The following is a 23486-nucleotide window of genomic DNA, read 5'->3' on the forward strand; positions in this document are numbered from 1 at the left end:
CCGCCCGGCTAGCCGCCGAGCAGCAGGCGCGGGCCGCCGAGCAACAGGCGCGGGGCGCGCAGGCCACCGCCCCCTACCCCGCGCACGCCGCATCCCCCCAGCCCGGCGCGCCGCACACGCCCCCGCAGGCACCGCCGCCGCTGCCGCCCGAGTTCGAGCCACCCGGGGAGACCCCGTGACAACACCCCAGATGTCCGTTCCGGGCGCGGCGGCGCTGCGCCAGACGGGACGGCTCTTCGCCCTGGCGGGCACCGTGCTCGCCATGACGTTCAGACGGCCGTTCCAACTCCGGGAGCTGATCCAGCAGTTCTGGTTCATCGCCTCGGTCGCGATCCTGCCGACGATGCTCGTCTCCATCCCGTTCGGCGCGGTCATCTCGCTGCAGGTCGGGTCCCTCGCCAAGCAGCTCGGCGCGCAGTCGCTGACCGGCGGCGCGTCGGTGCTGGCGGTCGTCCAGCAGGCAAGCCCGCTGATCGTGGCGCTGCTGATCTCCGGCGCGGCCGGCTCGGCGATCTGCGCCGACCTCGGCTCCCGGACGATCCGCGAGGAGATGGACGCCATGGAGGTCATGGGCGTCTCGCCGATCCAGCGCCTCGTCGTCCCCCGGGTGCTCGCCTGCACCGCCGTCGCCGTCCTGCTGAACGGCCTGGTGTCGGTGGTCGGCGTCGCGGGCGGCTACTTCTTCAACGTCGCGCTCCAGGACGGCACCCCCGGCGCGTACCTGGCGAGCTTCTCCGCCCTGGCGCAGCTCCCCGACCTGTACGTGAGCGAGCTGAAGGCGCTGATCTTCGGGTTCATCGCCGGGGTCGTCGCGTCCTACCGGGGCCTGAACCCGCGGCCCGGCCCGAAGGGCGTGGGCGACGCGGTGAACCAGTCGGTGGTCGTGACGTTCCTGCTGCTGTTCTTCGTGAACCTCGTGATGACCGCGATCTACCTCGAAGTCGTCCCGCCGAAGGGGGCCTGATGGCGAGCGTCAGAACCATCCGGCCGCACACGTGGCTGGACCAGCCGGGCGACCAGCTCGGTTTCTACATCCGGGCGCTGCTGTGGACGCCCCGCGCGCTGCGCCGCTACCCGCGCGAGATCATCCGGCTGCTCGGCGAGGTCGCGTTCGGCTCCGGCGCGCTCGCCGTCATCGGCGGCACGGTCGGCGTCATGCTCGGCATGACGGTCTTCACCGGCGTCGTCGTCGGTCTGGAAGGCTACGCGGCGCTCGACCAGATCGGGTCGTCGGCGTTCACCGGGTTCGTCTCCGCGTACTTCAACACCCGCGAGATCGCGCCACTGGTCTCGGGCCTCGCCCTCTCGGCGACGGTCGGCGCGGGCTTCACCGCGCAGCTCGGCGCGATGCGCATCAACGAGGAGATCGACGCGCTGGAGGGCATGGGCATCACCAGCCTCCCGTACCTGGTGACGTCCCGGATCGTCGCCGGCACGGTCGCGATCATCCCGCTCTACGGCATCGGCCTGCTGAGCTCGTTCCTGGCGTCGCGGGAGGTGACGGTCCTGGTCAACGGCCAGTCGACCGGCACCTACGACCACTACTTCAACCTGTTCCTGGCGCCCGAGGACGTGGTGCTGTCGTTCGCCAAGGTGCTGATCTTCAGCGTCATGGTGATCCTGGCGCACTGCTACTACGGCTACCGGGCCGTCGGCGGCCCCGCCGGGGTGGGCGTCGCGGTCGGCCGGGCCGTCCGGACCGCGATCGTGCTGATCAGCGTGACCGACTTCTTCGTCAGCCTCGCCATCTGGGGCGCGACGACGACCGTGAAGGTGACGGGGTAGCGATGGCGCGTTCGACGACCCTTCAGACGCTGGAGAAGCGCGTCCTCGGCGTGGCGTTCCTGCTGGTGCCCGCGCTGCTGATCTGGCTGTCCATCGCGATCTACGACAAGAAGTTCACCAAGGTCACGATGGTCACCCTGCACACCTCGACGGCCGGCCACGAGATGCACGAGAACGCGGACGTCAAGGTCCGCGGCGTGGTGGTCGGCGAGGTGCGGACGATCAGCACCGAGGGGAACGGCGCCGTCCTGAAGCTGGCCCTCCAGCCGGACAAGGCGAAGTTCGTCCCGAGCGACGTGCAGGCGCAGCTCCTCCCCACGACGGTGTTCGGTGCGCGGTTCGTGTCGCTCGTCCCGCCGCCCGGCTCGACGGCCTCGCCCGTCCACGACGGCAGCCAGATCAACGAGGACCACAGCCAGAACGCGGTGGAGCTGTCGCAGGTCCTCAACAACACGATGGCGCTGCTCAACACGCTCCAGCCCGCGAAGCTGTCGGCCACGCTGAACGCGATGTCCACGGCGCTGGAGGGACGCGGCGACCAGATGGGCCGCAACCTCGTCCAGCTCGACCGCTACCTGCGCAAGCTGAACCCGGACCTGCCCGCGCTCAGCGAGAACTTCCGGCGGCTCGCGCAGTTCTCCCAGAACTGGGCGGACGCCTCGCCCGACCTGCTCGACGCGCTGACCGACTTCACCACCACCGGACGGACGTTCGTCGAGCAGCGGCAGAACCTGTCGGAGCTGTTCGTCACGACCGGCCAGGTCGCCGACGAGCTGTCCCGCTTCTTCGCCATGAACGGCGGCAACATCATCCAGTTGTCGGCGGCGAGCCGCGGCACGCTCGACGTGATGCGCCGCTACGCGCCCGCCGCGCCCTGCACCTTCCGCGCGCTCGCCGACTTCGTCCCGCAGATGGACCGGGTGCTCGGCAAGGGCACCGGCAAGCACGGCGTCCACGCGATGGTCGTCTCGGTGCAGCAGAAGGGCCGGTACGTGGCGGGCAAGGACGACGTCCACTACGGGCCGGGCGGCGGTCCGCGCTGCTACAGCGCCCCCTACTACCCCGGCGGCGGCAAGTCCCCGAAGGCCGTGCGGGTGGGCGCGCCCACCGCGGGCGCGGTCCCCGGCTCCGGACTCGGCCCCGCCAACTCGGCCTCGGAGAACGACCTGGTGAACGAGTTCGTCGCGCCGTCCATGGACGAGGTGCCCGACCGGCTTCCGGACTGGTCCTCGGTCCTGGTCGGCCCCATCTACCGCGGGACGGAGGTGACGGTGAAGTGAGGCTCACCGGCCAGGGGCTCAAGGGCCTCGGCGTCCCGCTGGTCAGTTCGATCATCTTCATCGTGGTCACGGTCGCCTCGACCGCGCTGCTGGCGGCCAGCATCACCGACACGACGTCCGGCGACCGGGTGTCCTACTACGCCAAGTTCAACGACGTCGCGGGCCTGCACCCGGGGCACGGCGTGCGGATCGCGGGCGTCCGGGTCGGCCAGGTCGACAAGATCAGCGTCACCGACCACCGGCTCGCGCTGGTGAAGTTCTCGGTCGACCGGAACCGGCGGCTGCCCGCCGGGGTCACCGCGTCGGTGAAGTACCTGAACCTGGTCGGCGGACGGTACGTCGCGCTCGACCAGGGCGCGGGGACGCCGGGCGCGTACCTGCCGCGCGGCGGGACGATCCCGGTCGACCGCACCACCGGCCCGCTGAACCTGACGCAGCTCTTCCAGGGGTTCCAGCCGCTCATGCAGGCGCTGTCGCCCGGTGACGTGAACAAGCTGTCGGAGTCGATCGTCCAGGTGCTCCAGGGCGAGGGCGGGACGGTCACCGGCCTCCTCCGCACGGTCGGGCAGCTCACCAACACCCTCGCCGACCGCGACCAGGTGATCGGCGATGTCATCCACAACCTCACCACCGTCGTGGAGACCGTCAACAACCGCGACCGGCAGCTCGTCACGCTCGTCCGGACGCTGCGCGAGTTCACCTCGGGCCTCGCCGCCGACCGCAAGACGATCGGCGCGTCGCTGCAGGGCATCTCCGAGCTCGCCGACACGACCGCCGGGTTCCTCGACGAGGGACGCGAGCCGCTGCGCAACGGCATCGTCCAGCTCGACCGGCTCGCGACCAACCTGAACCGCGACCAGCCGCTCGTGGAGAACTTCCTGCGGCGGTTCCCGGAGAAGGCCGACACCATCGGGCGGCTCGGCTCCTACGGCTCGTGGATGAACTTCTACCAGTGCGAGGTCCAGTTGATCGGCGTCCACTATGCCGGTTCCGACATCGACCACCGCCCGCCGCCCACCGGCGTCCCGCTGAAGGACGCGAGGTGCCGCGGATGAGCCCACGGATCCTGCCCCGCGTCAAGCCGCTGCGCGACCGCAACCCGATCCCGGTCGCCGTCGTCGGGCTCGCGCTGATCCTGGTCGCCGGGCTGCTGGCGTACCGGGTGGACGACCTGCCGGTCGTCGGCGGCGGCACCACCTACAAGGCGTACTTCACCGAGGCCGCCGGGCTCAAGGACGGCCAGGAGGTCCGCGTCGCGGGCGTCAAGGTCGGCAAGGTCACCGGCGTCTCCCTCGCCGGGAACAAGGTGAAGGTCACCTTCCGGGTGAAGCACACCTGGGTCGGCGACGCCAGCACCGCCACCATCATGATCAAGACGCTGCTGGGGTCGAAGTACCTCGCGCTCGACCCGCTCGGAGGCCGGAAGCAGAACCCGCGCGAGCCGATCCCGCTGAGCCGCACGGTCGCGCCGTACGACGTGACCGCCGCGTTCCAGGACCTCGGCCGCACCTTCCAGCAGGTCGACTCGACCAAGCTCGCGCAGAGCCTCACCACGATCTCGCAGACCTTCGAGAACACCCCGCCCCAGGTGCGGTCGGCCCTCACCGGCCTGTCCGCGCTGTCGAAGACGATCGCCAGCCGGGACGCCGACCTGGCGCGGCTGCTCGCCGGGACCAAGCAGCTCTCCGGCACGCTCGCCGCGCAGAACGCGCAGTTCGAGACGCTGTTCAAGGACGGCAACCTGCTGCTCGCCGAGCTGCGCAACCGGCGCGAGGCCATCCACCGGCTGCTGACCGGCACCCGGGACCTCGCCCAGGCGCTGCTCGACCTCATGGAGCGGCTGAAAGGCCCGATCACCCCGATGCTGGCTCACCTGGACCAGGTCACCGACATGCTCCAACGCAACCAGACCAACCTCGACCGGGCCATCCGCGTCGCGGCCCCCTACACCCGCATGGTCGTCAACTCCACCGGCAACGGCCGCTGGATCGACGGCTACCTGTGCGGGACCGTCCCCAAGGAGTACCTGGTGAACGGCCGCTGGCAGCCGCCGGCCGTGGGCTGCGAGCCTCCGCACCTGACCGGAGGCCGGTGATGGGAGCGATCAGGGACAACCGGATCCGCGTCCTGGAGATCATCGGCGTGGTGTTCGTGCTGATGATCGCGCTCGCGCTGTACGCGGTGCTCGGCGGCGCGAAGACCCGCGTGATCCGCGCGGACTTCGCGACCGCGATCGGTGTCTACCCCGGCTCGGACGTCCGCGTCCTCGGCGTGAAGGTCGGCAGCATCACGTCGGTCACGCCGCACGGCCGGAAGGTCTCGGTCGTGATGAAGGTCGACGAGGACGTCCCCGTCCCGGCGGACGCGCACGCGATCGTCATCGCCCCGAACCTGGTGTCCGACCGGTACGTCCAGCTCGCCCCCGCCTACGGCGGCGGCCCGCGGATGCCGGCGGGCGCGACCATCGACGTGTCGCGCACCGCGACCCCGCTGGAGCTGGACGGCCTGTACGACAGCATCCGCAAGTTCAGCGGCGACCTCGGGCCGAACGGCGCGAACGCCCGCGGCGCGCTCGCCTCGGTGATCCACACCGGGGCGGCGAACCTCGGCGGCAACGGCCGGATGTTCAACACCACGATCGACAACCTCGGGCGGCTGTCGCAGACGCTGAACAACTCGTCCGGCGACCTGTACGCGACGATCGGCAACCTCAACCGCTTCGCGGCGATGCTGCGCGGCAACGACTCGCAGATCCGGCTCGCCGAGCAGCAGCTCGCCGACGTCAGCGGCTTCCTCGCCGCCGACCGCCAGGACCTCGCCGACTCCCTGCGCAACCTCGCGCGGGCGCTGCTGGAGGTGCGGGACTTCATCACCACCAACCGCGAGGCGCTGAAGCGGAACGTGGACAAGCTCGCCGACGTCACGCAGGTGCTCGTCGACCAGCGCGCCTCCCTCGCCGAGGTGCTGGACAACGCGCCGGTGCTGACGCAGAACGCGCTGAACGCCTACGACCCGGGGACCCGGACGCTGATGTCCCGCGGCAACCTGCTGGAGATCACCAAGGCGTTCGGCAACCTCAACCAGAAGGGACTGGACGGCACCGGCGCCGACACCCGCCCGGTGTGCGCGGCGGCGTCCGCCCAGACGCCCGCGCTGAAGCTCCAGTGCAACCGGCTGCGGACCAACGGTCTCACCGCGGTCCCGCCGTCGCAGTCGGGCGACGTCCCCGCGCTGCCGCTCCCGCCCGCCGGTCAGGTCTACGCAGGGGGAGGTCGGTGATGCGACGTTTCCGTCTCGCCGGGGCCGTGTCGGCCGTCTCGGCCATGGTGCTCGCCGCGGGCTGCTCGCAGGTCTCGGTCGAGCAGCTCCCGCTGCCCGGCGGCGCGTCGCTCGGCTCGCACCCGTACACGGTGCACGTCCAGCTCGAGAACGCGCTGAACCTCGTCCCGCAGGCCGCCGTCCGCGTGAACGACGTGCCCGTGGGCCGGGTCAAGAAGATCTCGCTGCCGGACAACGCCTGGTACGCGGACGCCACGCTCCTCATCAACGGGGACGTGAAGCTGCCCGCGAACGCGACGGCCAACCTGGAGCAGTCCAGCCTGCTGGGGGAGAAGTACATCAAGCTCGCCGCCCCCGCGGAGAACGCGTCCCCGCAGCGCCTCGCGAACGGCGCGACGATCCCGCTGGAGCGCACGAAGCGCAACGCCGACACCGAGGAGGTGTTCGGCGCGCTGTCGATGCTGCTGTCCGGCGGCGGCCTGCCGCAGATCCGGACGATCACGCGGGAGCTGAACCGGACCCTGAACGGCCGCGAACCGCAGATCCGCGACTCGCTGGAGCAGCTCGGCAAGCTGACCGGCACGCTGAACACCAACCGGCAGGCCATCGTGGACGCCCTGGACGGCCTGAACCGGCTGTCCTCCACGGTCGCCGCTCGCCGCGGCCAGGTCGACACCGTCCTGACCGACCTGTCGCCGGGCCTCCAGGTGCTGTCGGACCAGCGCGGCGAGCTCGTGACCATGCTCCAGAAGCTCGACCACCTGTCGAAGGTCGCGACGGGCGTCCTGGAGCAGAGCCGCGACAACACCGTCGCCGACCTCAACTCGCTGTCGGTGGTGCTGCAGAAGCTCGCCGACTCGGGCCGCGACCTGCCCAAGTCGCTCCAGATCCTGTTCACCTACCCCTTCACCGACGAGATGACGAAGGCCGTGAAGGGCGACTACCTGAACGGCTACCTGACGGTCATTGCCGCGCCGGGCAACGACTGCGTCATCCCGCCCGTCAAGGAGACCGACCCGAAGAAGAACGCGCCGAAGCTGCGCGCTCTCGCGCAGACCCCGCCGGCGGGGCCGCTGCCGACGCCCTGCCCGGCGGTCAGCGGATCCGCGCCCGCACCGAAGGCGTCTCCGGCGCCCACCACCACTCCTCAGCAGGTGGGCCCGTCCGCCCCCGCGGGCAACACGGGCGGGTCCGGCGGCGGGACGGACCCGAACCGTCCGGCACTGCCCCTGCCGACCCTGGGAGGCAACTGACATGCTGACGGTCGGTGCTCGCCTGAAGGCCATCGTCTTCACCCTGCTGGCCCTGTTCGTGATCTCCTACATCGCGATCACCTACGCGGACCTCGGCAAGTACGTCGGAATGCGCGGCTACTACGTCGTCCGGATGGAGCTGCCCACCACGGGCGGCCTGTTCAAGGGATCCGACGTCTCCTACCGGGGCACCTCGGTGGGCAAGGTCGGCGACCTCGAGCTCACCCCGGACGGCGTCCTCGCCGAGCTACACATCTCCGACAGCGCCCCCGACATCCCGCGCGACCTGAAGGCCATCGTCGCCAACCGGTCGGCCGTGGGCGAGCAGTACGTCGAGCTGGAGCCGGACCGCGACGGCGGCCCGTACCTCGCGCAGGGCGCCGTCATCCCGCGCAGCGCGACGTCCACGCCCGCCCCGGTGGAGCAGACCCTCAAGAGCATCAACGACCTGTCCGGGACGCTGCCGCTGAACGACCTCAAGGTCGTCGTGGACGAGCTCGGCCAGGCGTTCGCCGGACAGGGCCCGCACCTGCAGAAGCTCCTGGACACCAGTGGCGAGTTCATCGCCGCGTCCGACGCCGCGTTCCCGCAGACCGACGAGCTGATCAAGAACGGGAACATCGTGCTGCGGACGCAGAACGAGGAGGCGCAGGCGTTCAAGGACTTCGCCCGCAACTCCCACCTGCTGGCGCAGACGCTCAAGTCGTCCGACGGCGACATCCGCACGATCCTGGCGAACGGCCCGCCCGCCAACCGCAAGCTGCTGGAGCTGCTCCGGGACGTCCAGCCGGGTCTGCCGATCCTGCTGGCCAACCTCCTGACGACCTCGCGGCTCACCGACGCGCGCCTGCCCGGCCTGGAGACGACGCTCGCGAACCTGCCGAAGATCTCCGCGATCGGCCCGTCCATCGTGCAGGACGGCAAGCTGCGCCTCGGCCTGGTGAACACCTTCTTCAACCCGCAGCCCTGCACCCGCGGCTACGGCGGCACGCAGTACCGCAACGGCACGACCGACCTCAAGACCGCGAAGTTCAACCGCGGCGCGTACTGCGCGGAGCCGAAGAGCAGCGGCATCAACGTCCGCGGCGCCGCGAACGCCCCGCACTACGGCGTCCCGCCCGCCGCCATCCCCGGCGTGGACAGCGCCAACCTGACGGCCGCGCAGCCGTTCTTCTCCGCGGTCGGCCTCCCGGGCCTCGGCCGTGAGAGCGGGACGTCCCTGCAGCAGCTCCTGGGGATCGGCCGATGACACGACTCACCGGATTCGTCCTGGTCGCCGCCGCCCTCGCGTTCCTCGGGTTCGCGGGCTGGCGGTGGGCCGGGACGGTCTGGAACGAGGACCGCACGTACGCCGCGCAGCGGGACGACATGAGGGACACGGCCGTCCGGGACATGGTGATGCTGAACAGCGTCGACCCGTCCCGGGCGCAGCTCGACATGGAGCACTGGCTCGACATCTCGACCGGCACGCTCCGCGAGGCCCTCCAGCGCGACCTGCCCGCCGCCCAGGCGAAGTTCGCCAAGCAGCGCGTCCCGACGCGCGGCGAGGTCACCGCGGCCGCGGTCACCTCGTTCGACGCGGACGCGGGGAAGGCGACGGTGCTGGCGTCCGTCCGGGTGTTCCTCGGCGCGGACGCGGACGGCGCACCGTCGTCCGAGCAGCGCAAGCGGTTCGAGGTCGGCATGAAGCGGATCTCGGACGGCCTGTGGAAGGTCGAGTCCCTGACCCCGGTTGCTCCGGGAGGCCGCCGGTGAGCACTGAGGTCGAGGTCCGGGCGCGGCCCAGGAAGAAGCGGGAGCCGGAGAAGCGCTCGCGTGTGCTCCTCAAGCGCTGGTGGCCGTACCTGCTCGCCGTCGTCATCGCGGCGGGCGCGTTCGCGCTGAACACGTGGGCGTCCGACCGCGCGTCGGGCGGCCCGGCCGCCAACCGGGCGCTGCTGGACAAGTCCGCCACGTCGGACGCGCTCTCCCACGTCACGCAGTCGGTCGAAAGGGTCTTCACGTACTCCTACACGGACCCGGACGCCACATCACGTGCGGCCTCCAGCTTGCTCACGGGCAAGGCCGCATCCCAGTACCAGTCGCTTTTCGGCCAGGTGCGCCAGGAGGCGCCGCGCCAGCAGCTCGCACTGACCACCAAGGTCGTGCGGGCGGGCGTCGTGCGCCTCGACCGAGACGGGACGGCGGTGGTCGTGGTCTTCCTCGACCAGCAGGCGACACGGGCCGGCAAGGCCACGGGCACGCCGGTCGCCGCCCAGCTCGTCGTGACGGCCCACCGCTCCGGTGGGACGTGGCGCATCACCGAACTGCGGGCCGCCTGAAGGAAGGGGTGGATTTCAGGTGGACACCAAACAAGAGCTCAAGGCCGAGACTGATACCGAGGCAGTGGCGGAGGAGGAAGCGGCCCCGAAGCCCGAACCGAAGCCGAAGCCGAAGGCCAGGACGAGGGACGTCACCAAGAAGCCCTCACCTGAGCCGGACGAGGAGTCGAAGGACACGGAGCCCGAGGCGGCCCCGGACTCCGAAGCCGCCGAGTCCGAGGCCGAGTCGGACGCCGAGGACAAGGAGCCGGAGGCCGGAGAGCCGAAGGCGGGACGGGGCTGGCGGCGCGATCCGCTGATCCTCATCGCGCTCACGGTCACGGTCATCGCCGGGCTCGCCGCCGCGTGGTTCGGGTGGAGCTACCAGCAGGCGTCGAGCGACAAGGGCATCAGCCAGGCCCGCACGCGCGACGACGTCCTCCGCTCCGCGGAGCAGGAGATCGTCAACCTGAACACGCTCGACTACACCAAGATCGACCAGGGCCTCTCCCTCTGGCAGGACTCGACCACCGCCGATCTGTACAACCAGATCGTCCAGGGCCGCCAGCAGCTCGCCGCCTCGGTGACGAAGGCGAAGACGGTCAGCACCGCCAAGATCCTCGAATCCGGGATCACCGAGCTGGACTCCGACGCGGGCAAGGCCGGCGTCATGGTCGCGATCCGCGTGACGGTGACGACGCCCGACGGGAGGTCGTCCGCCAGCATCCGTCGGCTCTCCGGCCAGCTCACCAGGACGTCCGACGGGTGGAGGCTCTCCGCCCTCGGCCAGGCCGCCACGTCGTCGGGGAACTGATGAAGACCGAGAAGAAGAACACGCAGGCCGAGAAGGACAAGAAGGCCGCGAAGGACAAGAGGAAGGTGCCCGGCACCGCCCGGACGCGCGTCGTGGCCCTCCTGGGCGTCCTCACCGTCGCCTTCGGCACGACCGCCGCGTGGGCGGGGACGAAGACCGAAGCCATCACCGGCAACTCCGCGGCGGAGAACCACGCGCTCACCGACAACGCCCGCACGAGCGAGGTGAAGGGCGAGGTCACCACTGCCCTGAACACGGTGTTCTCGTACAACTACGCCGACACGGGCAAGACCGAGCAGGCCGCGAAGAAGCTGCTCACGGGAGATGCCGTCCGGCAGTACAACGCGATGTTCGCGACCGTCCGGCAGCAGGCCCCGCAGCAGAAGCAGATCCTGACGACCACGGTCACCGACACGGCCGTGAAGTCCCTCAGCGACGACAAGGCCCGCCTGCTGATCTTCGCCGACCAGCGCAACACCCGGACCGACAAGAACCAGACCAGCTACTCGGCGTCCGTGTTCGCGGTGACCGCGATCCGCGTGGACGGCACCTGGAAGCTCAGCGCCATCGACACCTTCGGAGGCTGACCAAGAAGCCTCAGCCCATAGCGGCGAGCATCCGCGCGCCGTGACCGCCCGGTCGAAGGGAGTTCGTCATGAAGCACTTGGTACGCAAGGCCGTGCTCGGCGCGGCCGCAGCCAGCTCGGTCCTCGCCCTCACCACCGCCCCCGCTCACGCGACCGGGCAAGCCCTCGCCACCACCCAGGCCATCACCCTCACGAACTACAACGCCTTCACCGTGATGGACACTGTGACCGGCTGGACGATCTCTTGCACCTCCTCGAAGGGGACGGGGACCGCACAGGTCGGAACGACTCCTCCGCCGAACCCCGTGATCAAGATCAGCACGCTGCAGTTCAACCAGGGCGCCTGGGGTGACGACTGCACTTCGCCCTCCTTGCCGATGCAGGTCACCGCGGTCGGACTGCCCTGGTCCTTCAACACGACGGGGCCGACCAACTTCGGGCAGACGCGCGGAACGCTGACCGGCGTGAAGCTGTCCCTCTACAGCTACGTCGATGGTTGCTACGCGACGGTCACGGGTCCGGGTGGTGCCGGCGGCAGCATCAACAGTTACTACACCAACGGCACCAACTTCCTGGCCCTCAGCCCCACCAGCGATCTGACCGTCGCCACAGCGAACACCAACTGTGATCCCTGGCTGATCAGCGTCGGCGACACCTTCAAGCTGACTGGCACCTACAAGGTCAGCCCTCCCGTGGTCATCACCGTCCCCTGACCGAACGCAGCGCCATCGACACCTTCGGAGGCTGAACGAGAAGCCTCAGCACATTGCGGCGAGCACCTGCTCGCCGTGACCGCCCGGTCGAAGGGAGTTCGTCATGAAGCAGTCGGTACGCAAGGCCACCCTCGCCGCCGCCGCGGCCACCTCGGTCCTCGCCCTCACCACCGCCCCCGCCCACGCGACCGGGCCACGCCTGGCCACATCCCACGCGATCACGCTCACCAACTCCGGCAACGTCGTCTTCACCGACATCTCGACCGGTGCGGCGATCGTCTGCGACACCTCGACGGGAACGGGAACGGCACAGGACGGACCGGTGCCGCCGCCTCCCACCTTTTCGATCAACTCGTTGACCTTCTCCGGCAAGAGCAATCCAGGAGGCTGGTGTTCCGGTTCGCTCGGCCTCATGGTGCAGGTCACCGCCTCCAACCTTCCCTGGTCGTTCAACCCTGTGGCCAGCGCCTCCGGCGTGTTCCTCGGCACGCTGACCGGAGTGAAGGTGAAGATCGTCGGCAGCGACAACTGCCACGCCACCCTCGCGGGCCCCGCCGGTGCCGGCGCCAGCCTCAGCGCGACGTACACCAACAGCACCGCGACGCTGACCCTCGGCAGCACCGGCAGTACCACCAACCTGTCGGTCCAGACAACTGACGTGAACTGCGATCCCACGCTGTTCAACGTCGGCGACGTCTTCAAACTCAGCGCCTCGTACAAGATCAGCCCGCCACTTCCCACCTCCTGACCAACCTCCCGAGCCTGAAGGAACCCCGTGATCACCACACGCGCCGACCGCGCAATCAAAGTGAATCGGCAGGTGGCGTGTGGAAATTCATCGACCGACCGGAAGGGTTTCGGTAGATGAAAACTGCTCATGGTCAGGGTCCGACGGCGTTTGGTAACTGATGAAGAAAAAGGCCAGAATTACACGTACCGCCTGTGCGCGAATGGTCACTCTCTACGGAGAGCTGACCCGGAGTCGCGACACGGCTGCGCTTGGGGCCGTGACCGTAGGCGGACGTCTTGGTCGATGACGTCATCACGCAGAACGCCTCCGGTGCCGAGAACGCGCAGGCGGGCGGGGTGAAGCGCGCCCAATCCGACGAGGAGCACGGCCAAGACTGTGCGCGGTGCCCGCGGAAGGGCGCGACTGCCTGCCGGCCCCGCCCGTCCAGGCGTATGTGGATCTCGGGGGCGAGCACTGCGATAGAGCCCTCCGAGCCGTTGGCCAGCGAGAATGCGCGCTCCCTGACCTCGGCCGTCCAGCTCGGTGAGCGCCGGGCGAACTGGCCGCCGGTGGTGCGTCGGCATCGTTGCCCGGACGACCGGCTCGGGAAGTCCCTCCCCACCGGCCTCCTCAGCCTCAGGCGTCCCCGAAATCATCACTCGGTGATAAAAACGCTAGATCCAGAACTCACTTCGAGTGAATTCTGCGGACCGGCCTTTTGTCACTCGGTGATAAGGCGAAAAAGTTCCAAATCCCCTATTGAATTCGCCGAGACGCCCGCTTATGGTCAGACCATGCAGTTGGGCGGGACAGGGAGTCCCCTGGTCCCTGGCGGAGCAGAGGTGAATCCCCGCCACCGAGCAGGGCCCGTCCATTCTCGACAGGTAGAGGAGTCGCCCGAAAGACCACGCCGTCAGCGTCCCTACGAGTACTCGCAGAAACCACCCCACTGAAGGGAACAAGAACCGGCATGCGCAAGCTCACTCGCAACACCATTATTGGCGGCTCCGTCGCCGTCGCCGCCCTCGGCCTCACCGCTCTCCCCGCCGCCGCGGCCCCCACCTCCGTCACGATCACGGCCGCCGGAAGCTCCGGGTCCAGCGTCGCGATCAGCGGCATCAACTCGGGCAACGTGACGGCGAAGGACACCTCCACCGGCGCGGCGATCACCTGCACCAAGGGGACGGCGTCCGGCACCTCCAAGCTCGGGACGGGCCTGCCGCTCACCGCGGTCGCGAGCGTCACGAGCGTCTCCCTCAGCAGCCCGGCCAACGCCGGTGGCTGGTGCTCCGGCCCGGCCGGCCTCACGATCCAGGTCACCGCGAACACCAGCACGCCCTGGACCCTCGACGTGACCGGCGTGACCTCCGGCGGTGTGACCGCCGGCAAGCTGAACGGCGTGAAGGCGTCCATCGTCGGAAGCGACAACTGTCACGCGACCGTCACGGCCAACGGCGTCGTCAACGGCCCCGGCGGCTCCGTCACCGGCAGCTACAACAACTCCACCCACGCCCTGACCACCGGCGGGACCGGCACCACCAGCAACCTGAAGGTCGCGACGGTGGACGCCAACTGCGACCCGACGCTGATCAACGCAGGCGACTCCGTCTCGCTGAACGGCACCTTCGTGATCACCCCCGCCCTGGTCGTCAACGCCACCTGACGTCTGTAACGGCTTAGGCCGTCGATCGGGCCGCCACGGGAACTCCTGTGGCGGCCCGCCCCGCTACCTGATCCCGAAGGACTTCCATGCTCGCTAGCCCCCGCAGAGTAGTGCGCGGAGCGATTGTGACCACGTTGCTGGCCAGTGCAGGCCTGCTGGCCGCTGTCCGAGTCGCGTCCGCCGATATCGGGGCGCAGGTGACCTACCTGTGCGCGACACCTAAAGCCACCTACCCGGTGGTCCTGGGGATCAAGGCCAAAGTGCCCACGGCCGGCAAGACCAATACTCCGGTGCGTATTGGCGATGTCGGCGTGACGCTGAAGGCGCCGGGAAGGCTCCGCGGTGAGTTCGCGGCTACCGAGGTTCCGGACTCGACGGGAGCGGCGCCTGAACCTTCGCTAAGCGGCGTCGCCTCGATCGCCGTGACCGTCAATCAAGGACAGACGTCTGTCAACGCCGCATGGCCCGCCTTCTCACTCACGGCGGATCCAGCTCGGACGGAAGAGATGGTTCTGAGAGGGTCTGGTGCTGTTCCCGCCCTCCTGACGGATCAAGCGGGGCAGGTCTTCTGGAAGGCCGGCCAGATGGTGCTCCGACTGTCGGCAGAGGGGCGGAAAGCATCTATCAGCACCCTGACCTGCTTGCCAAAGAGCGGCATTGTCCTAGGAAAACTTGCTCTGAAGGGCGGGACCGCCCCTTCAGTCCTGCCGAAGCGTTCTCCGATGGCGAGTCAGCCGAAGGATGACACTACGAGCGTTGAGTGTCACATCCCGCCTGCTCCCACCGAGCCTGGTGGAGGGATCAATCGGGACCCGAGACTCGCCGAGCCCCCCATCCCGCCCGGGATGAACTTGTCGCGATTGTTCCCGGAACGGCCCGGGACGCCCAATTGCGGGAAGGCTGCGGGGTTCGGAAATCTGGGAAAGCTGAAGGCTGCCATACCCATTGGGGCGCAGATCAGCTTCCGGATGAGCGTTCAGAATCAAGTCGACTTTCCGCATAACTATATGAGAAGCAGAAATTACGGGGTTACTGCGACGACGCCCTCCACTGGAACTGCGCTCGGCTTCGGATTCATGCCGACCACGGCTACGGTACTTACCAAGCAGGTGGCTCCTCCCGGTGCTTCCAGTGAAATGGCGAACCTGTTTGCCGATAGCCATCTCGGCAATGTTGACAATCCGACCTCCTTTCCGATTCGCGCTTTTGCGCGATCATTTGTCGATCTGCGCGTCGGGGGAATATCGGTTAACGGGACCCCGGTGGACGTCGGAAAGACTTGTCACACAGGCGCACTGCCGCTGGACCTTTCCGCGGATCTGGGTAATGACAGGGTCGGTAAACTGTCCCCGCAGGAAGGCGGCACCTATACGGGAAGCGTGTATGTGCCGGCCTTCAGTGGGTGCGGGGTCGGCGAAGACCTAACGCCCCTGGTGGACGCTACGAGCGCCGGAGCCAGTAACTTCCTGAAGATCGAGTCTGGTCGCTGGTGCCCAACGACTCCAGAATCTCCAGATAGTTGTGACTCCCCGGAACCTCAGGCTTTCACTGTCCTTCCTGGCGGGGCGGTGAAGGCGACCGCAGGACCCTTTATAATGAGGGGCAGTTCTGATAGCTATCCGACACCGGACCCAGACCATGTCGGAGATGGCGTGTGGGATAACACGATTCGGTGTGAGTCCGCGACCTTCCAGATGCACTTCAAGCGCGGAAGATATCTTTCCAGGTATCGGATCGCCACCATTGATGGCGCGAACTTCAAGAAGTGCGTCAGGTTCTTCAACGGAGTGTCGACCAACGTAACGACCGTCATCCGCGGCGCGGGCCTTCCGTGGACCCTCCACATGGATACGCAAAAGGGTCCCGGTCAATGGTTTGCGATGATTTCTGGTGTCAAGCTCGATGTCACGGGGTCCGATGGCTGCAGCTTCAGCTTGAATCGCCTGAGCGAAGACCTCACGACAGATGTGCCCGGGACCTTGCCCGCGCTTGAATTCTACGCCGACAAGAATCGGCTTCACATTCCTACGGCGGAAAAGGGTGGGCCGTCACTCGTTGTCGGAACCACTCCCCAGTGTGCGCTCTCTAATCCCGATTTTCAGTCGCAGGCGAATTGGAGCTTCGTAGCTGCGGACTTCTCATTCGCCCCGTATCAGAAAATCACCTCTCCTTGAGTAGGCGTCGTCGAGTTGTCGCTCCCGATATATTTTCGGCCCAACCATGGGCTGGTAGAGGAGAAAGGCATGACCATGCGCAACAGGTCGTTCAGCAAGTGGACGGGGCGTGGGATGGCGGCGGGTGTCGCCGCGCTCGCGACGACCGCGGGTCTGATGTCAGGGACGGCCGCGCATGCGGATGACCCGATGCCGGTCCACGACTTCGCGGACTGCCCGGTGCTGCCGGCGCCGTACGTGAAGGAGGGCTCGGTCTGTATCGAGGCGATCGTCACGAGCGGGACGTTCCAGCTCGGCAAGTTCAACCAGCAGATCACCTCGCCGATCAAGATGACGTTCGCGAGTGCGCTGAACCCGGAGACGGAGCTGTACACGCCGATCTTCGGGAAGATGCAGGCGGACAAGATGCTGGTGCAGCCGGGCATCTTCGGTGACCCGATCGTCACGGCGGTCTACGCCAAGCCGGAGTACGCGGGCGTCTTCGACCAGCCGACCGGGCCCGACTTCCACATCAAGCTCGGCATGCGCATCCGCCTCACGAACCCCTTCCTGGGCGGAAGCTGCGTGATCGGCGACACCGGCAACCCGATCCTCCTGGACCTGACCACGGGGACCACCAACCCGCCCGCGGGGACCGCGCCCATCACCGGCAAGCCGGCGACGATCGTCCAGCGGACGCCGTTCGTGGTCCGCTCGGCGACCCACGTCGACAACACCTTCTCCGTCCCCGGCGCCAAGGGCTGCGCCCTCGGCATCGGCCTGGTCAACGCGATCGTCAACCTCCAGGCCGGCGTTCCGTCGGCGGCGGGCAAGAACCAGATGGTCTTCAACGAGTACATCGGGCAGAAGGCGTACACCGCCCTCCCGTAGTCCCGTTGACCCGGGCCGTGTCCCGCGCTACCACCACCCCTGCGCAGGACACGGCCCGTTCCACCTTCCACTCCAGGTGGGAGGAACGGAGTCGGGTGCCCGGCACGAACTGGACCCGACGACGCATATCGGGGGCTGTTTCTCCATCGACTCCCGGCCCGGCGACGGGTCGGCAGGCAGAAGGGAATGGCCATGCAGAAGCTCGCATCCGCAGGACGCGGCTGGCGACGAGCCGCGGCTGGTATCGCTGCTCTCGCGACGATCACGGGTGTCATGTCGGGGACGGCCGCACGTGCGGACGACCCGATTCCGACGTTCGACTTCGCGGACTGCCCGGTGCTGCCGGCGCCGTACGTGAAGGAGGGCTCCATCTGTATGGAGGCGATCGTCACGAGCGGGACGTTCCAGCTCGGCAAGTTCAACCAGCAGATCACCTCGCCGATCAAGATGACGTTCGCGAGTGCGCTCAACCCGGACACTCAGCTCTACACGCCGATCTTCGGGAAGATGCAGGCGGACAAGATGCTGGTGCAGCCCGGCATCTTCGGTGACCCGATCGTCAGCGCGGTCTACGCCAAGCCGGAGTACGCGGGCGTCTTCGACCAGCCGACCGGGCCCGACTTCCACATCAAGCTCGGCATGCGCATCCGCCTCACCAACCCGTTCCTCGGCGGCACGTGCCTCATCGGCGACACAACCCGTTCCTCGGCGGCACGTGCCTCATCGGCGACACCGGCAACCCGATCCTGCTGGACCTGACCACGGGCACCACCAACCCGCCCGCCGGTACAGCTCCCCTCACGGGCAAGCCCGCGACGATCGTCCAGCGGACGCCGTTCGTGATCCGCTCCGCCACTCACGTGGACAACACGTTCCCCGTCCCGGGCGCCAAGGGGTGCGCCCTCGGCATCGGCCTGGTCGACGCGATCGTCGACGCCCAGGCGGGGGTCCCCGCGGCGGCGGGCCAGAACCAGATGATCTTCAACGAGTACATCGGCCAGAAGGCGTACACCGCCCTCCCGTAGCACTGCGGCACCAAGCCGTGCCCGGCATGTCGGACACACGGACACCGGGCACGGCTGCTCCCCAACCGCAGAGAGCATTGACCACTTCCCCGCTTTCTTGGCTCTCTGAACGCACGAAACCAGCGTAGTTCCGAGAACATCGGTCCGATCGTGGAGGAAGAAAAAATGCGCAAGGCTGGTAAGAGTACTCTGACTTCTGTTTCCCTGGCGGCGGCGGCCGTCATCGCGGTGACCGCGGCTGCGGCCAGCGCTACGTGGACCTTTCTCCCGGGAGGTCACGTGACCGCAGTGAATAGCGGAAATGTCTATGCGAAAGACACGACGACCGGGACTGCCGCCACTTGCACCAAGGTCACCGCGTCGGCCACGGCAAAGTCGGGTTCTGGGCTGGCGCCCACCGACCTTGTGTCGCTCGACTCGATACTCTTCAGCTCACCCGCCAATCCCAAGGGATGGTGTTCAGGCCCTAGCGGGGTCACTGTGGGTGTGACAGCGCAGAATCTTCCGTGGAAATTCACCGCCATCTCTTACGATGCGACGAAGAACGTTGTCTCTGGAAAGATGACCGGCGTGATCGCCAGCCTCGTTGGAACTGATAACTGTCACGCAACTTTCAGTGCCCCGGGAGGAGGGGGTGGCGAGGTTGGCATCACATACAACAATGGGAACGGCACGATAGCCACCACAAGTTCGAATCTGGTCGCTACGTCGGTAGATGCCAACTGTGATCCCACCCTCATGAACTTGGGAGATTCTCTAGCGGTCACTGCTCAATTTGTGGTCACCCCTCGCCAGACGGTCACCAGCCCCTGACGTGAGCGTCCGGGTGGCCTGGAGGCTGGCCTGTTCCCTCCTGGCCACCTGGAGTCTTTCTCGTGACGCCGATCAGCCGTGAAGGCGAGATTGCCGCAGTGGCGTTGAAGCGCGTCAGTCTGTCCCGCCCCGGTCCGAGCCACTCGCGCCGGGTTAGAAGGGCGAAGTTTCGGCATGACGGAGCCTGATTCAGCTCCGTGGGAGAGTCATCATCTCGGAGGCGGTTATGCGAAAGTCCGGTAAGAGTGCTCTGACCTCTGTTTCCCTGGCGGCGGCGGCCGTCATCGCGGTGACCGCGGCTGCGGCCGACGCTACGTGGACCTTCCTTCCCGGAGGTCCTGTGTCCGCGGTGAACAGCGGCAACATTACGGCGAAGGACACGGCGAGCGGAGCTGCCGCCACCTGCACCAAAGCCGTGGCATCGGCCACGGCCAAGTCGGGTTCGGGCCTGGCGCCGACCGACCTTGTGTCACTAGACTCTATTTCGTTCAGCTCCCCCGCCAACCCCAATGGGTGGTGCTCTAGCGCTGCCGGCACCTTCATGAAGGTTACGGCGCAGAACCTACCGTGGAAATTTAGTGCCACCTCATACGATGCGACCAATAGAGTTGTGTCTGGAAAGATGACCGGTGTGATCGCGAGCCTCATTGGGGCGGATAACTGTCACGCCACTTTCAGTGCCCTCGGGGGAGGCGGCGGGGAGATCGGCATCACCTATACCAATGCGACTCACGCGGTATCCACCACTAAAAGTTCCAATTTGGTCGCTACATCAGTGGACGCCAACTGTGATCCGACGCTCATAAATTTGGGGGACCCGCTGTCGGTCAACGCCTATTTCGTAGTCTCCCCTCCCCAGACGGTCTTGAGCTCTTGAGGCGAGTGTTCGGGCCGTCTTGTCGAGGCAATGCGACTGCAAATTTTGCGGTGGCGGACACCTCCTTTCCGTGGAAAAATCTTCCCCTCTGGAGTGCGAAATGCGTAAGGCCGGTAAAAGTGCTCTGACGTCGGTTTCGCTGGCGGCGACGGCGGTCGTTGCAGTGACCGCAGCGGGAGTGGCCGGGACGTGGACCGTTTTGCCGGGCGGACCGGCAACTGCGGTGAACTCTGGAAATATGAGTGCCAAGGATCTGGCGACAGGTCTGGGTATGACCTGTACGAAAGCAGTTGCATCGGCAACGGCGAAGTCGGGCTCGGGGCTCTCGCCGAATGACCTGGTGACCATTAATTCGGTCAAGTTCAGCAATCCAGCCAACGTGGGTGGGGCGTGTTCGGGGCCTGTTGGAATTACGGTCTCGTTGACCGCTCAAAATCTTCCATGGAAGTTGAGTGGCACTCAGGTGACCAGTACCGGCGCGGACGGCAAGATCACTGGCGTGGCGGTGTCAACCACCAGTTCGGACAATTGCCACGCAACGTATGGCGCTCCTGGCGGCGGACCCGGCGAGGTGGACGTCTCCTATATCAATAGCGTCCATGCGGTGAAGGTCACCGGAACCAACCTGGTGGTGCAGACCGCTGACGCAAATTGTGACCCCACGCTTATCAACGCGGGGGATGCGTTGGGAATCACTGGAACGTTTGTGATCACCCCTGCTGAGACGATTACCAGCCCCTGACGCGGGATGCCGGGCGGCGGCGCGATATGTCTACGTTGCCGCCCGGCACACGATGACCGAGTAGCGGTCGGCGGCCTCTCTGGTGTCGTCGGGAGCGGCGGTGGTCAAGGCGTCCAGGAGGGTTTCGGCGGATGAGGCGCTGATGAGGATGGGGCCGGTGGCTCGCCAGATGCCTCGGTTGTCCACGTGGACGTCCCACTGCGGGTAGAGGTCGCGGAGGACGGCCGTTAGGAGAGCGCGAGCGCTCACGCGTGCGCGTGTAGGAGCGCCCATACGGCTTTGCCTCCTTCTGGGATGCGGGCGAATCCCCATGCGGGGACCATCAGGTCGACCATGGCGAGGCCGCGTCCCGTTAGGGCGTCGAGAGTCAGAGGCTTCGGAGACGGAAGTTCAGGGCTTGCGTCCAGTACCTCTATGACGGGGCCGGCGTCCGTGTTGAAGACGCGAGTGGTGATGGGGTCGTCCTCGCCGGAGCCGTGGCGGTGCGCGTTCGTCGCCAGTTCGGTCACCACTGTGCGCGCGATGTAGATGAGGTCGTCGTCGTACGCGTTCTCGGTGAACCAGTCCGCGACGAAGTCGCGAGCGGCCTTGATGGACTCGGGCTCGGACTTGACCTCGAGTACCGCGACGCCGCTCGGCGGCGGGGTCGGCCGGAGGCCGGAATCTGTGATCATCACGTGCGCCTCGGTTTGTCCTGGGAGTTTCGCGTTCTGTCACCATCCAGCCACGGAGCGACGTACGGTAGGACGGAACTCGTCAGGAAGTCGCACATCACTACCAACGGGATTGCCGGTACTACCGGCCTCGACCTGGGAGCTCACATGGTGACGAAGAAGCGGATCGACCCCCACCTGCGCCGCTTCGGTGCGAAGATCCAGCGGTTCCGGGAAGAGGCCGGCCTGAGTCAGGCCGAAGCGGCCAAGATGGTGAACGTCACCCGCAGCTATATCGGCCAGGTCGAGCGTGGGATCACCAGGTGTCGTAAGGACTTCTCCGAGCGACTGGGTGTCGCGCTCATGCGTCCGGAAGAAGTTGCCGAGGCATGGAGTGAGCTGGTCCGCAGCGCTAAGTACCCGCAGTACTTCGAGGACTTCGCGTCGTTGGAATCAACCGCCGTGTTGCTGCGCAAGTATTCGGCGGACGTAGTGGATGGACTGCTGCAGGTCGAGTCCTACGCGCGCGTTCTGTTGCGCGCGGAGGATTCGGTGCTCGCACGAATGAAACGTCAGGAGATCCTCACTCGTGAGCCGACTCCCATGGTGTGCTTCATCCTGGACGAGTCGGTGCTGTACCGCGAAGTCGGCTCCCCGGAAATCATGAACGCGCAACTCAATCATCTGCTCGAAGTCTCGGCCTGGGAGAAGGTCTGTCTCCAGGTGGCCCCCACCGCTTACTATCGCGGCGTCAGCGGGTCGTTTTCGATCGCGACCCAGGAAGACCGCGATGAGGCCGCCTACGCCGGGTCGGCGTTCGGCGGCGAGACCTCGGAGGAGGCCGAGCAGTTGTTGCTGGTCAACGAGGCGTTCGCTGTCCTCCAGGCTCGGGCGCGCAACGTGGCTGACACGCGGACATTCATCCGAAGGGTGCTTGAGGAGCGATGGACATGACCAAGAGCCAGTGGCGCAAGTCGTCCTACAGCAGTGACAAGGGGGATGACTGCGTTGAGGTCGCGGGTGAGTTGCAGGGCGTGCTGATTCGGGACAGCAAGAATCCCGATGCCGGCAACGTGCTTGTTGAGCGCCATGCCTTCGGCGTGGTTCTCGGACGTATCAGGTCGCTGGGGCAGGCGTAACCCCGCCTCTTGAATTTGGGGCGGGGACGGTTGAGCGCATGACGAACCCGGCTCACTGCTGCCCGGAATAGTGGGCCGTTCGTTGGCCGTCCTTGCTCCGCATCCGCGCGGTGCTGCCGGGGTGGCTGATCGCGAGGGTGGGTCCGGTGCGTCCCTGCCCCGCTTGGTCTTCCTCGGCGTCGGCACTCGGTGCCGGGACCGTCAATCCGCCTCGACCCCGGCTTCCTTCCTCTGGGGCTGGGGGCGGATGAGTCGTGTGACTCGCAGGGGGAGGGCTTCGATCACCATGATCGAGACGGAGGTGAACGGGCCCCTCCCGTCCTCCCGGATTCCGGCTGACGCTGGTACCTGCCCCCTGAGGAAGGAAGACCTGCCATGAAGCGCCCCAAGGTCACCATTGCGGCTGCGGTTGCGACGCTCGCCCTCTCGCTCGGCGGCCTCGCCGGATGCTCCAAGTTCACCGAGCCGTTCAAGGACGCGCCGCGCTCCGGGCACGACAACGGAGCCCCCGCCGACCTGATCCGGATGCCGGACGGCTTCAGCAACGCGGCCACCAAGTGCGACCACGGCAACCGCATCTACACCGCCTACCACGGCGACCAGGCGTACGGCTCCATCGCGGTCGTCCCCCAAGACCCCACCTGCCGCAACGTCACACCTTGACGTCCCGGCCGCGCGCCTCCCGTCATCCCGCTCCGTCCGCTGGCCTGGCGGGACGGGGCACATCCGCCCGGACCCTCGTCCTACTGGCCGCGCTCGCTGTGACGTCACGCCACCGCCACCGCCCGG

At 67.2% G+C, this 23486-nt stretch carries 27 protein-coding genes; 25 read left to right on the top strand and 2 right to left on the bottom strand.

Annotated features, from left to right (window positions below; genetic code table 11):
• The first annotated feature begins 175 nt into the window (after nt 1–175).
• The 22 genes from DZF91_RS02260 (at nt 176) to DZF91_RS38745 (ending at nt 20905) form a co-directional block, all read left to right on the top strand.
• Nucleotides 176–964 carry an ABC transporter permease gene (locus tag DZF91_RS02260; RefSeq protein ID WP_268915912.1) on the top strand — a complete coding sequence of 263 codons (789 nt, stop codon included), beginning with the start codon at nt 176–178 and terminating at the stop codon, nt 962–964.
• Nucleotides 964–1785, top strand: coding sequence for an MlaE family ABC transporter permease (locus DZF91_RS02265; RefSeq protein WP_117355856.1), 822 nt, complete (start codon nt 964–966; stop codon nt 1783–1785). The genes DZF91_RS02260 and DZF91_RS02265 overlap by 1 nt, the downstream gene beginning before the upstream one ends.
• A 2-nt stretch (nt 1786–1787) precedes the next feature.
• Entirely contained in the window at nt 1788–3065 is a 1278-nt protein-coding gene (locus DZF91_RS02270) for an MCE family protein (RefSeq protein ID WP_117355857.1), read from the top strand.
• A complete protein-coding gene (locus tag DZF91_RS02275) occupies nt 3062–4120 on the top strand; it encodes an MCE family protein (protein WP_117355858.1) in 1059 nt (352 codons plus the stop codon). The genes DZF91_RS02270 and DZF91_RS02275 overlap by 4 nt, the downstream gene beginning before the upstream one ends.
• On the top strand, nt 4117–5160 hold the full coding sequence (locus DZF91_RS02280; protein ID WP_117355882.1) for an MCE family protein: 1044 nt from the start codon (nt 4117–4119) through the stop codon (nt 5158–5160). The genes DZF91_RS02275 and DZF91_RS02280 overlap by 4 nt, the downstream gene beginning before the upstream one ends.
• Nucleotides 5160–6344 (top strand): MCE family protein, encoded by a 1185-nt coding sequence (locus tag DZF91_RS02285; protein ID WP_117355859.1) that lies wholly within the window; start codon nt 5160–5162, stop codon nt 6342–6344. The genes DZF91_RS02280 and DZF91_RS02285 overlap by 1 nt, the downstream gene beginning before the upstream one ends.
• Nucleotides 6344–7597, top strand: a complete 1254-nt coding sequence (locus DZF91_RS02290; RefSeq protein WP_235834022.1) for an MCE family protein — start codon at nt 6344–6346, stop codon at nt 7595–7597. Before DZF91_RS02285 ends, DZF91_RS02290 begins: the two co-directional genes overlap by 1 nt.
• A 1-nt stretch (nt 7598) precedes the next feature.
• Entirely contained in the window at nt 7599–8846 is a 1248-nt protein-coding gene (locus tag DZF91_RS02295) for an MCE family protein (RefSeq protein WP_117355860.1), read from the top strand.
• Nucleotides 8843–9352, top strand: coding sequence for a hypothetical protein (locus DZF91_RS02300; RefSeq protein WP_117355861.1), 510 nt, complete (start codon nt 8843–8845; stop codon nt 9350–9352). The genes DZF91_RS02295 and DZF91_RS02300 overlap by 4 nt, the downstream gene beginning before the upstream one ends.
• The gene (locus DZF91_RS02305; RefSeq protein ID WP_117355862.1) at nt 9349–9918 is read left to right on the top strand and encodes a hypothetical protein; all 570 of its coding nucleotides are present in this window, start codon (nt 9349–9351) and stop codon (nt 9916–9918) included. The genes DZF91_RS02300 and DZF91_RS02305 overlap by 4 nt, the downstream gene beginning before the upstream one ends.
• 19 nt (nt 9919–9937) lie before the next feature.
• Nucleotides 9938–10711, top strand: a complete 774-nt coding sequence (locus DZF91_RS41685) for a hypothetical protein (protein WP_235834023.1) — start codon at nt 9938–9940, stop codon at nt 10709–10711.
• The gene (locus DZF91_RS02315) at nt 10711–11298 is read left to right on the top strand and encodes a hypothetical protein (RefSeq protein ID WP_117355863.1); all 588 of its coding nucleotides are present in this window, start codon (nt 10711–10713) and stop codon (nt 11296–11298) included. Before DZF91_RS41685 ends, DZF91_RS02315 begins: the two co-directional genes overlap by 1 nt.
• A gap of 68 nt (nt 11299–11366) precedes the next feature.
• Entirely contained in the window at nt 11367–12011 is a 645-nt protein-coding gene (locus tag DZF91_RS02320) for a hypothetical protein (protein ID WP_117355864.1), read from the top strand.
• Nucleotides 12012–12114: 103 nt separating this feature from the next.
• Complete coding sequence (locus tag DZF91_RS38720; protein WP_147340950.1) at nt 12115–12759, top strand: hypothetical protein; 645 nt, start codon at nt 12115–12117, stop codon at nt 12757–12759.
• A gap of 952 nt (nt 12760–13711) precedes the next feature.
• Entirely contained in the window at nt 13712–14404 is a 693-nt protein-coding gene (locus DZF91_RS02335; RefSeq protein ID WP_117355867.1) for a hypothetical protein, read from the top strand.
• 125 nt (nt 14405–14529) lie between these two features.
• On the top strand, nt 14530–16578 hold the full coding sequence (locus DZF91_RS38725) for a DUF6801 domain-containing protein (RefSeq protein ID WP_147340951.1): 2049 nt from the start codon (nt 14530–14532) through the stop codon (nt 16576–16578).
• A gap of 69 nt (nt 16579–16647) precedes the next feature.
• Nucleotides 16648–17448 carry a hypothetical protein gene (locus tag DZF91_RS02340; protein WP_117355868.1) on the top strand — a complete coding sequence of 267 codons (801 nt, stop codon included), beginning with the start codon at nt 16648–16650 and terminating at the stop codon, nt 17446–17448.
• A 186-nt stretch (nt 17449–17634) separates the two neighbouring features.
• Nucleotides 17635–18207 (top strand): hypothetical protein, encoded by a 573-nt coding sequence (locus DZF91_RS02345; RefSeq protein ID WP_147340952.1) that lies wholly within the window; start codon nt 17635–17637, stop codon nt 18205–18207.
• The gene (locus DZF91_RS38730) at nt 18126–18473 is read left to right on the top strand and encodes a hypothetical protein (RefSeq protein ID WP_147340953.1); all 348 of its coding nucleotides are present in this window, start codon (nt 18126–18128) and stop codon (nt 18471–18473) included. Before DZF91_RS02345 ends, DZF91_RS38730 begins: the two co-directional genes overlap by 82 nt.
• 150 nt (nt 18474–18623) lie before the next feature.
• Entirely contained in the window at nt 18624–19286 is a 663-nt protein-coding gene (locus DZF91_RS38735) for a hypothetical protein (RefSeq protein ID WP_147340954.1), read from the top strand.
• Between the two features lie 226 nt (nt 19287–19512).
• Nucleotides 19513–20163, top strand: a complete 651-nt coding sequence (locus DZF91_RS38740) for a hypothetical protein (RefSeq protein ID WP_147340955.1) — start codon at nt 19513–19515, stop codon at nt 20161–20163.
• Nucleotides 20164–20263: 100 nt separating this feature from the next.
• Nucleotides 20264–20905, top strand: coding sequence for a hypothetical protein (locus DZF91_RS38745; protein ID WP_147340956.1), 642 nt, complete (start codon nt 20264–20266; stop codon nt 20903–20905).
• 30 nt (nt 20906–20935) lie between these two features.
• Here DZF91_RS38745 and DZF91_RS02355 read toward each other — a convergent pair whose 3' ends face one another.
• Together DZF91_RS02355 and DZF91_RS02360 are read right to left on the bottom strand one after the other, a co-directional pair.
• Nucleotides 20936–21154, bottom strand: a complete 219-nt coding sequence (locus tag DZF91_RS02355; protein ID WP_117355871.1) for a hypothetical protein — start codon at nt 21152–21154, stop codon at nt 20936–20938.
• Nucleotides 21151–21579, bottom strand: a complete 429-nt coding sequence (locus tag DZF91_RS02360; protein WP_147340957.1) for an ATP-binding protein — start codon at nt 21577–21579, stop codon at nt 21151–21153. Before DZF91_RS02360 ends, DZF91_RS02355 begins: the two co-directional genes overlap by 4 nt.
• Nucleotides 21580–21726: 147 nt before the next feature.
• Here DZF91_RS02360 and DZF91_RS02365 point away from each other — a divergent pair, with 147 nt between their 5' ends.
• From DZF91_RS02365 to DZF91_RS02375, 3 genes are all read left to right on the top strand, one after another.
• Nucleotides 21727–22512, top strand: a complete 786-nt coding sequence (locus DZF91_RS02365; RefSeq protein ID WP_117355873.1) for a helix-turn-helix domain-containing protein — start codon at nt 21727–21729, stop codon at nt 22510–22512.
• The gene (locus DZF91_RS02370) at nt 22509–22697 is read left to right on the top strand and encodes a DUF397 domain-containing protein (protein WP_328589104.1); all 189 of its coding nucleotides are present in this window, start codon (nt 22509–22511) and stop codon (nt 22695–22697) included. The genes DZF91_RS02365 and DZF91_RS02370 overlap by 4 nt, the downstream gene beginning before the upstream one ends.
• A 375-nt stretch (nt 22698–23072) precedes the next feature.
• A complete protein-coding gene (locus DZF91_RS02375) occupies nt 23073–23360 on the top strand; it encodes a hypothetical protein (RefSeq protein ID WP_117355875.1) in 288 nt (95 codons plus the stop codon).
• Nucleotides 23361–23486 lie beyond the last annotated feature (126 nt).

Source organism: Actinomadura logoneensis, assembly GCF_003428695.1.
Lineage (GTDB): Bacteria > Actinomycetota > Actinomycetes > Streptosporangiales > Streptosporangiaceae > Spirillospora > Spirillospora logoneensis.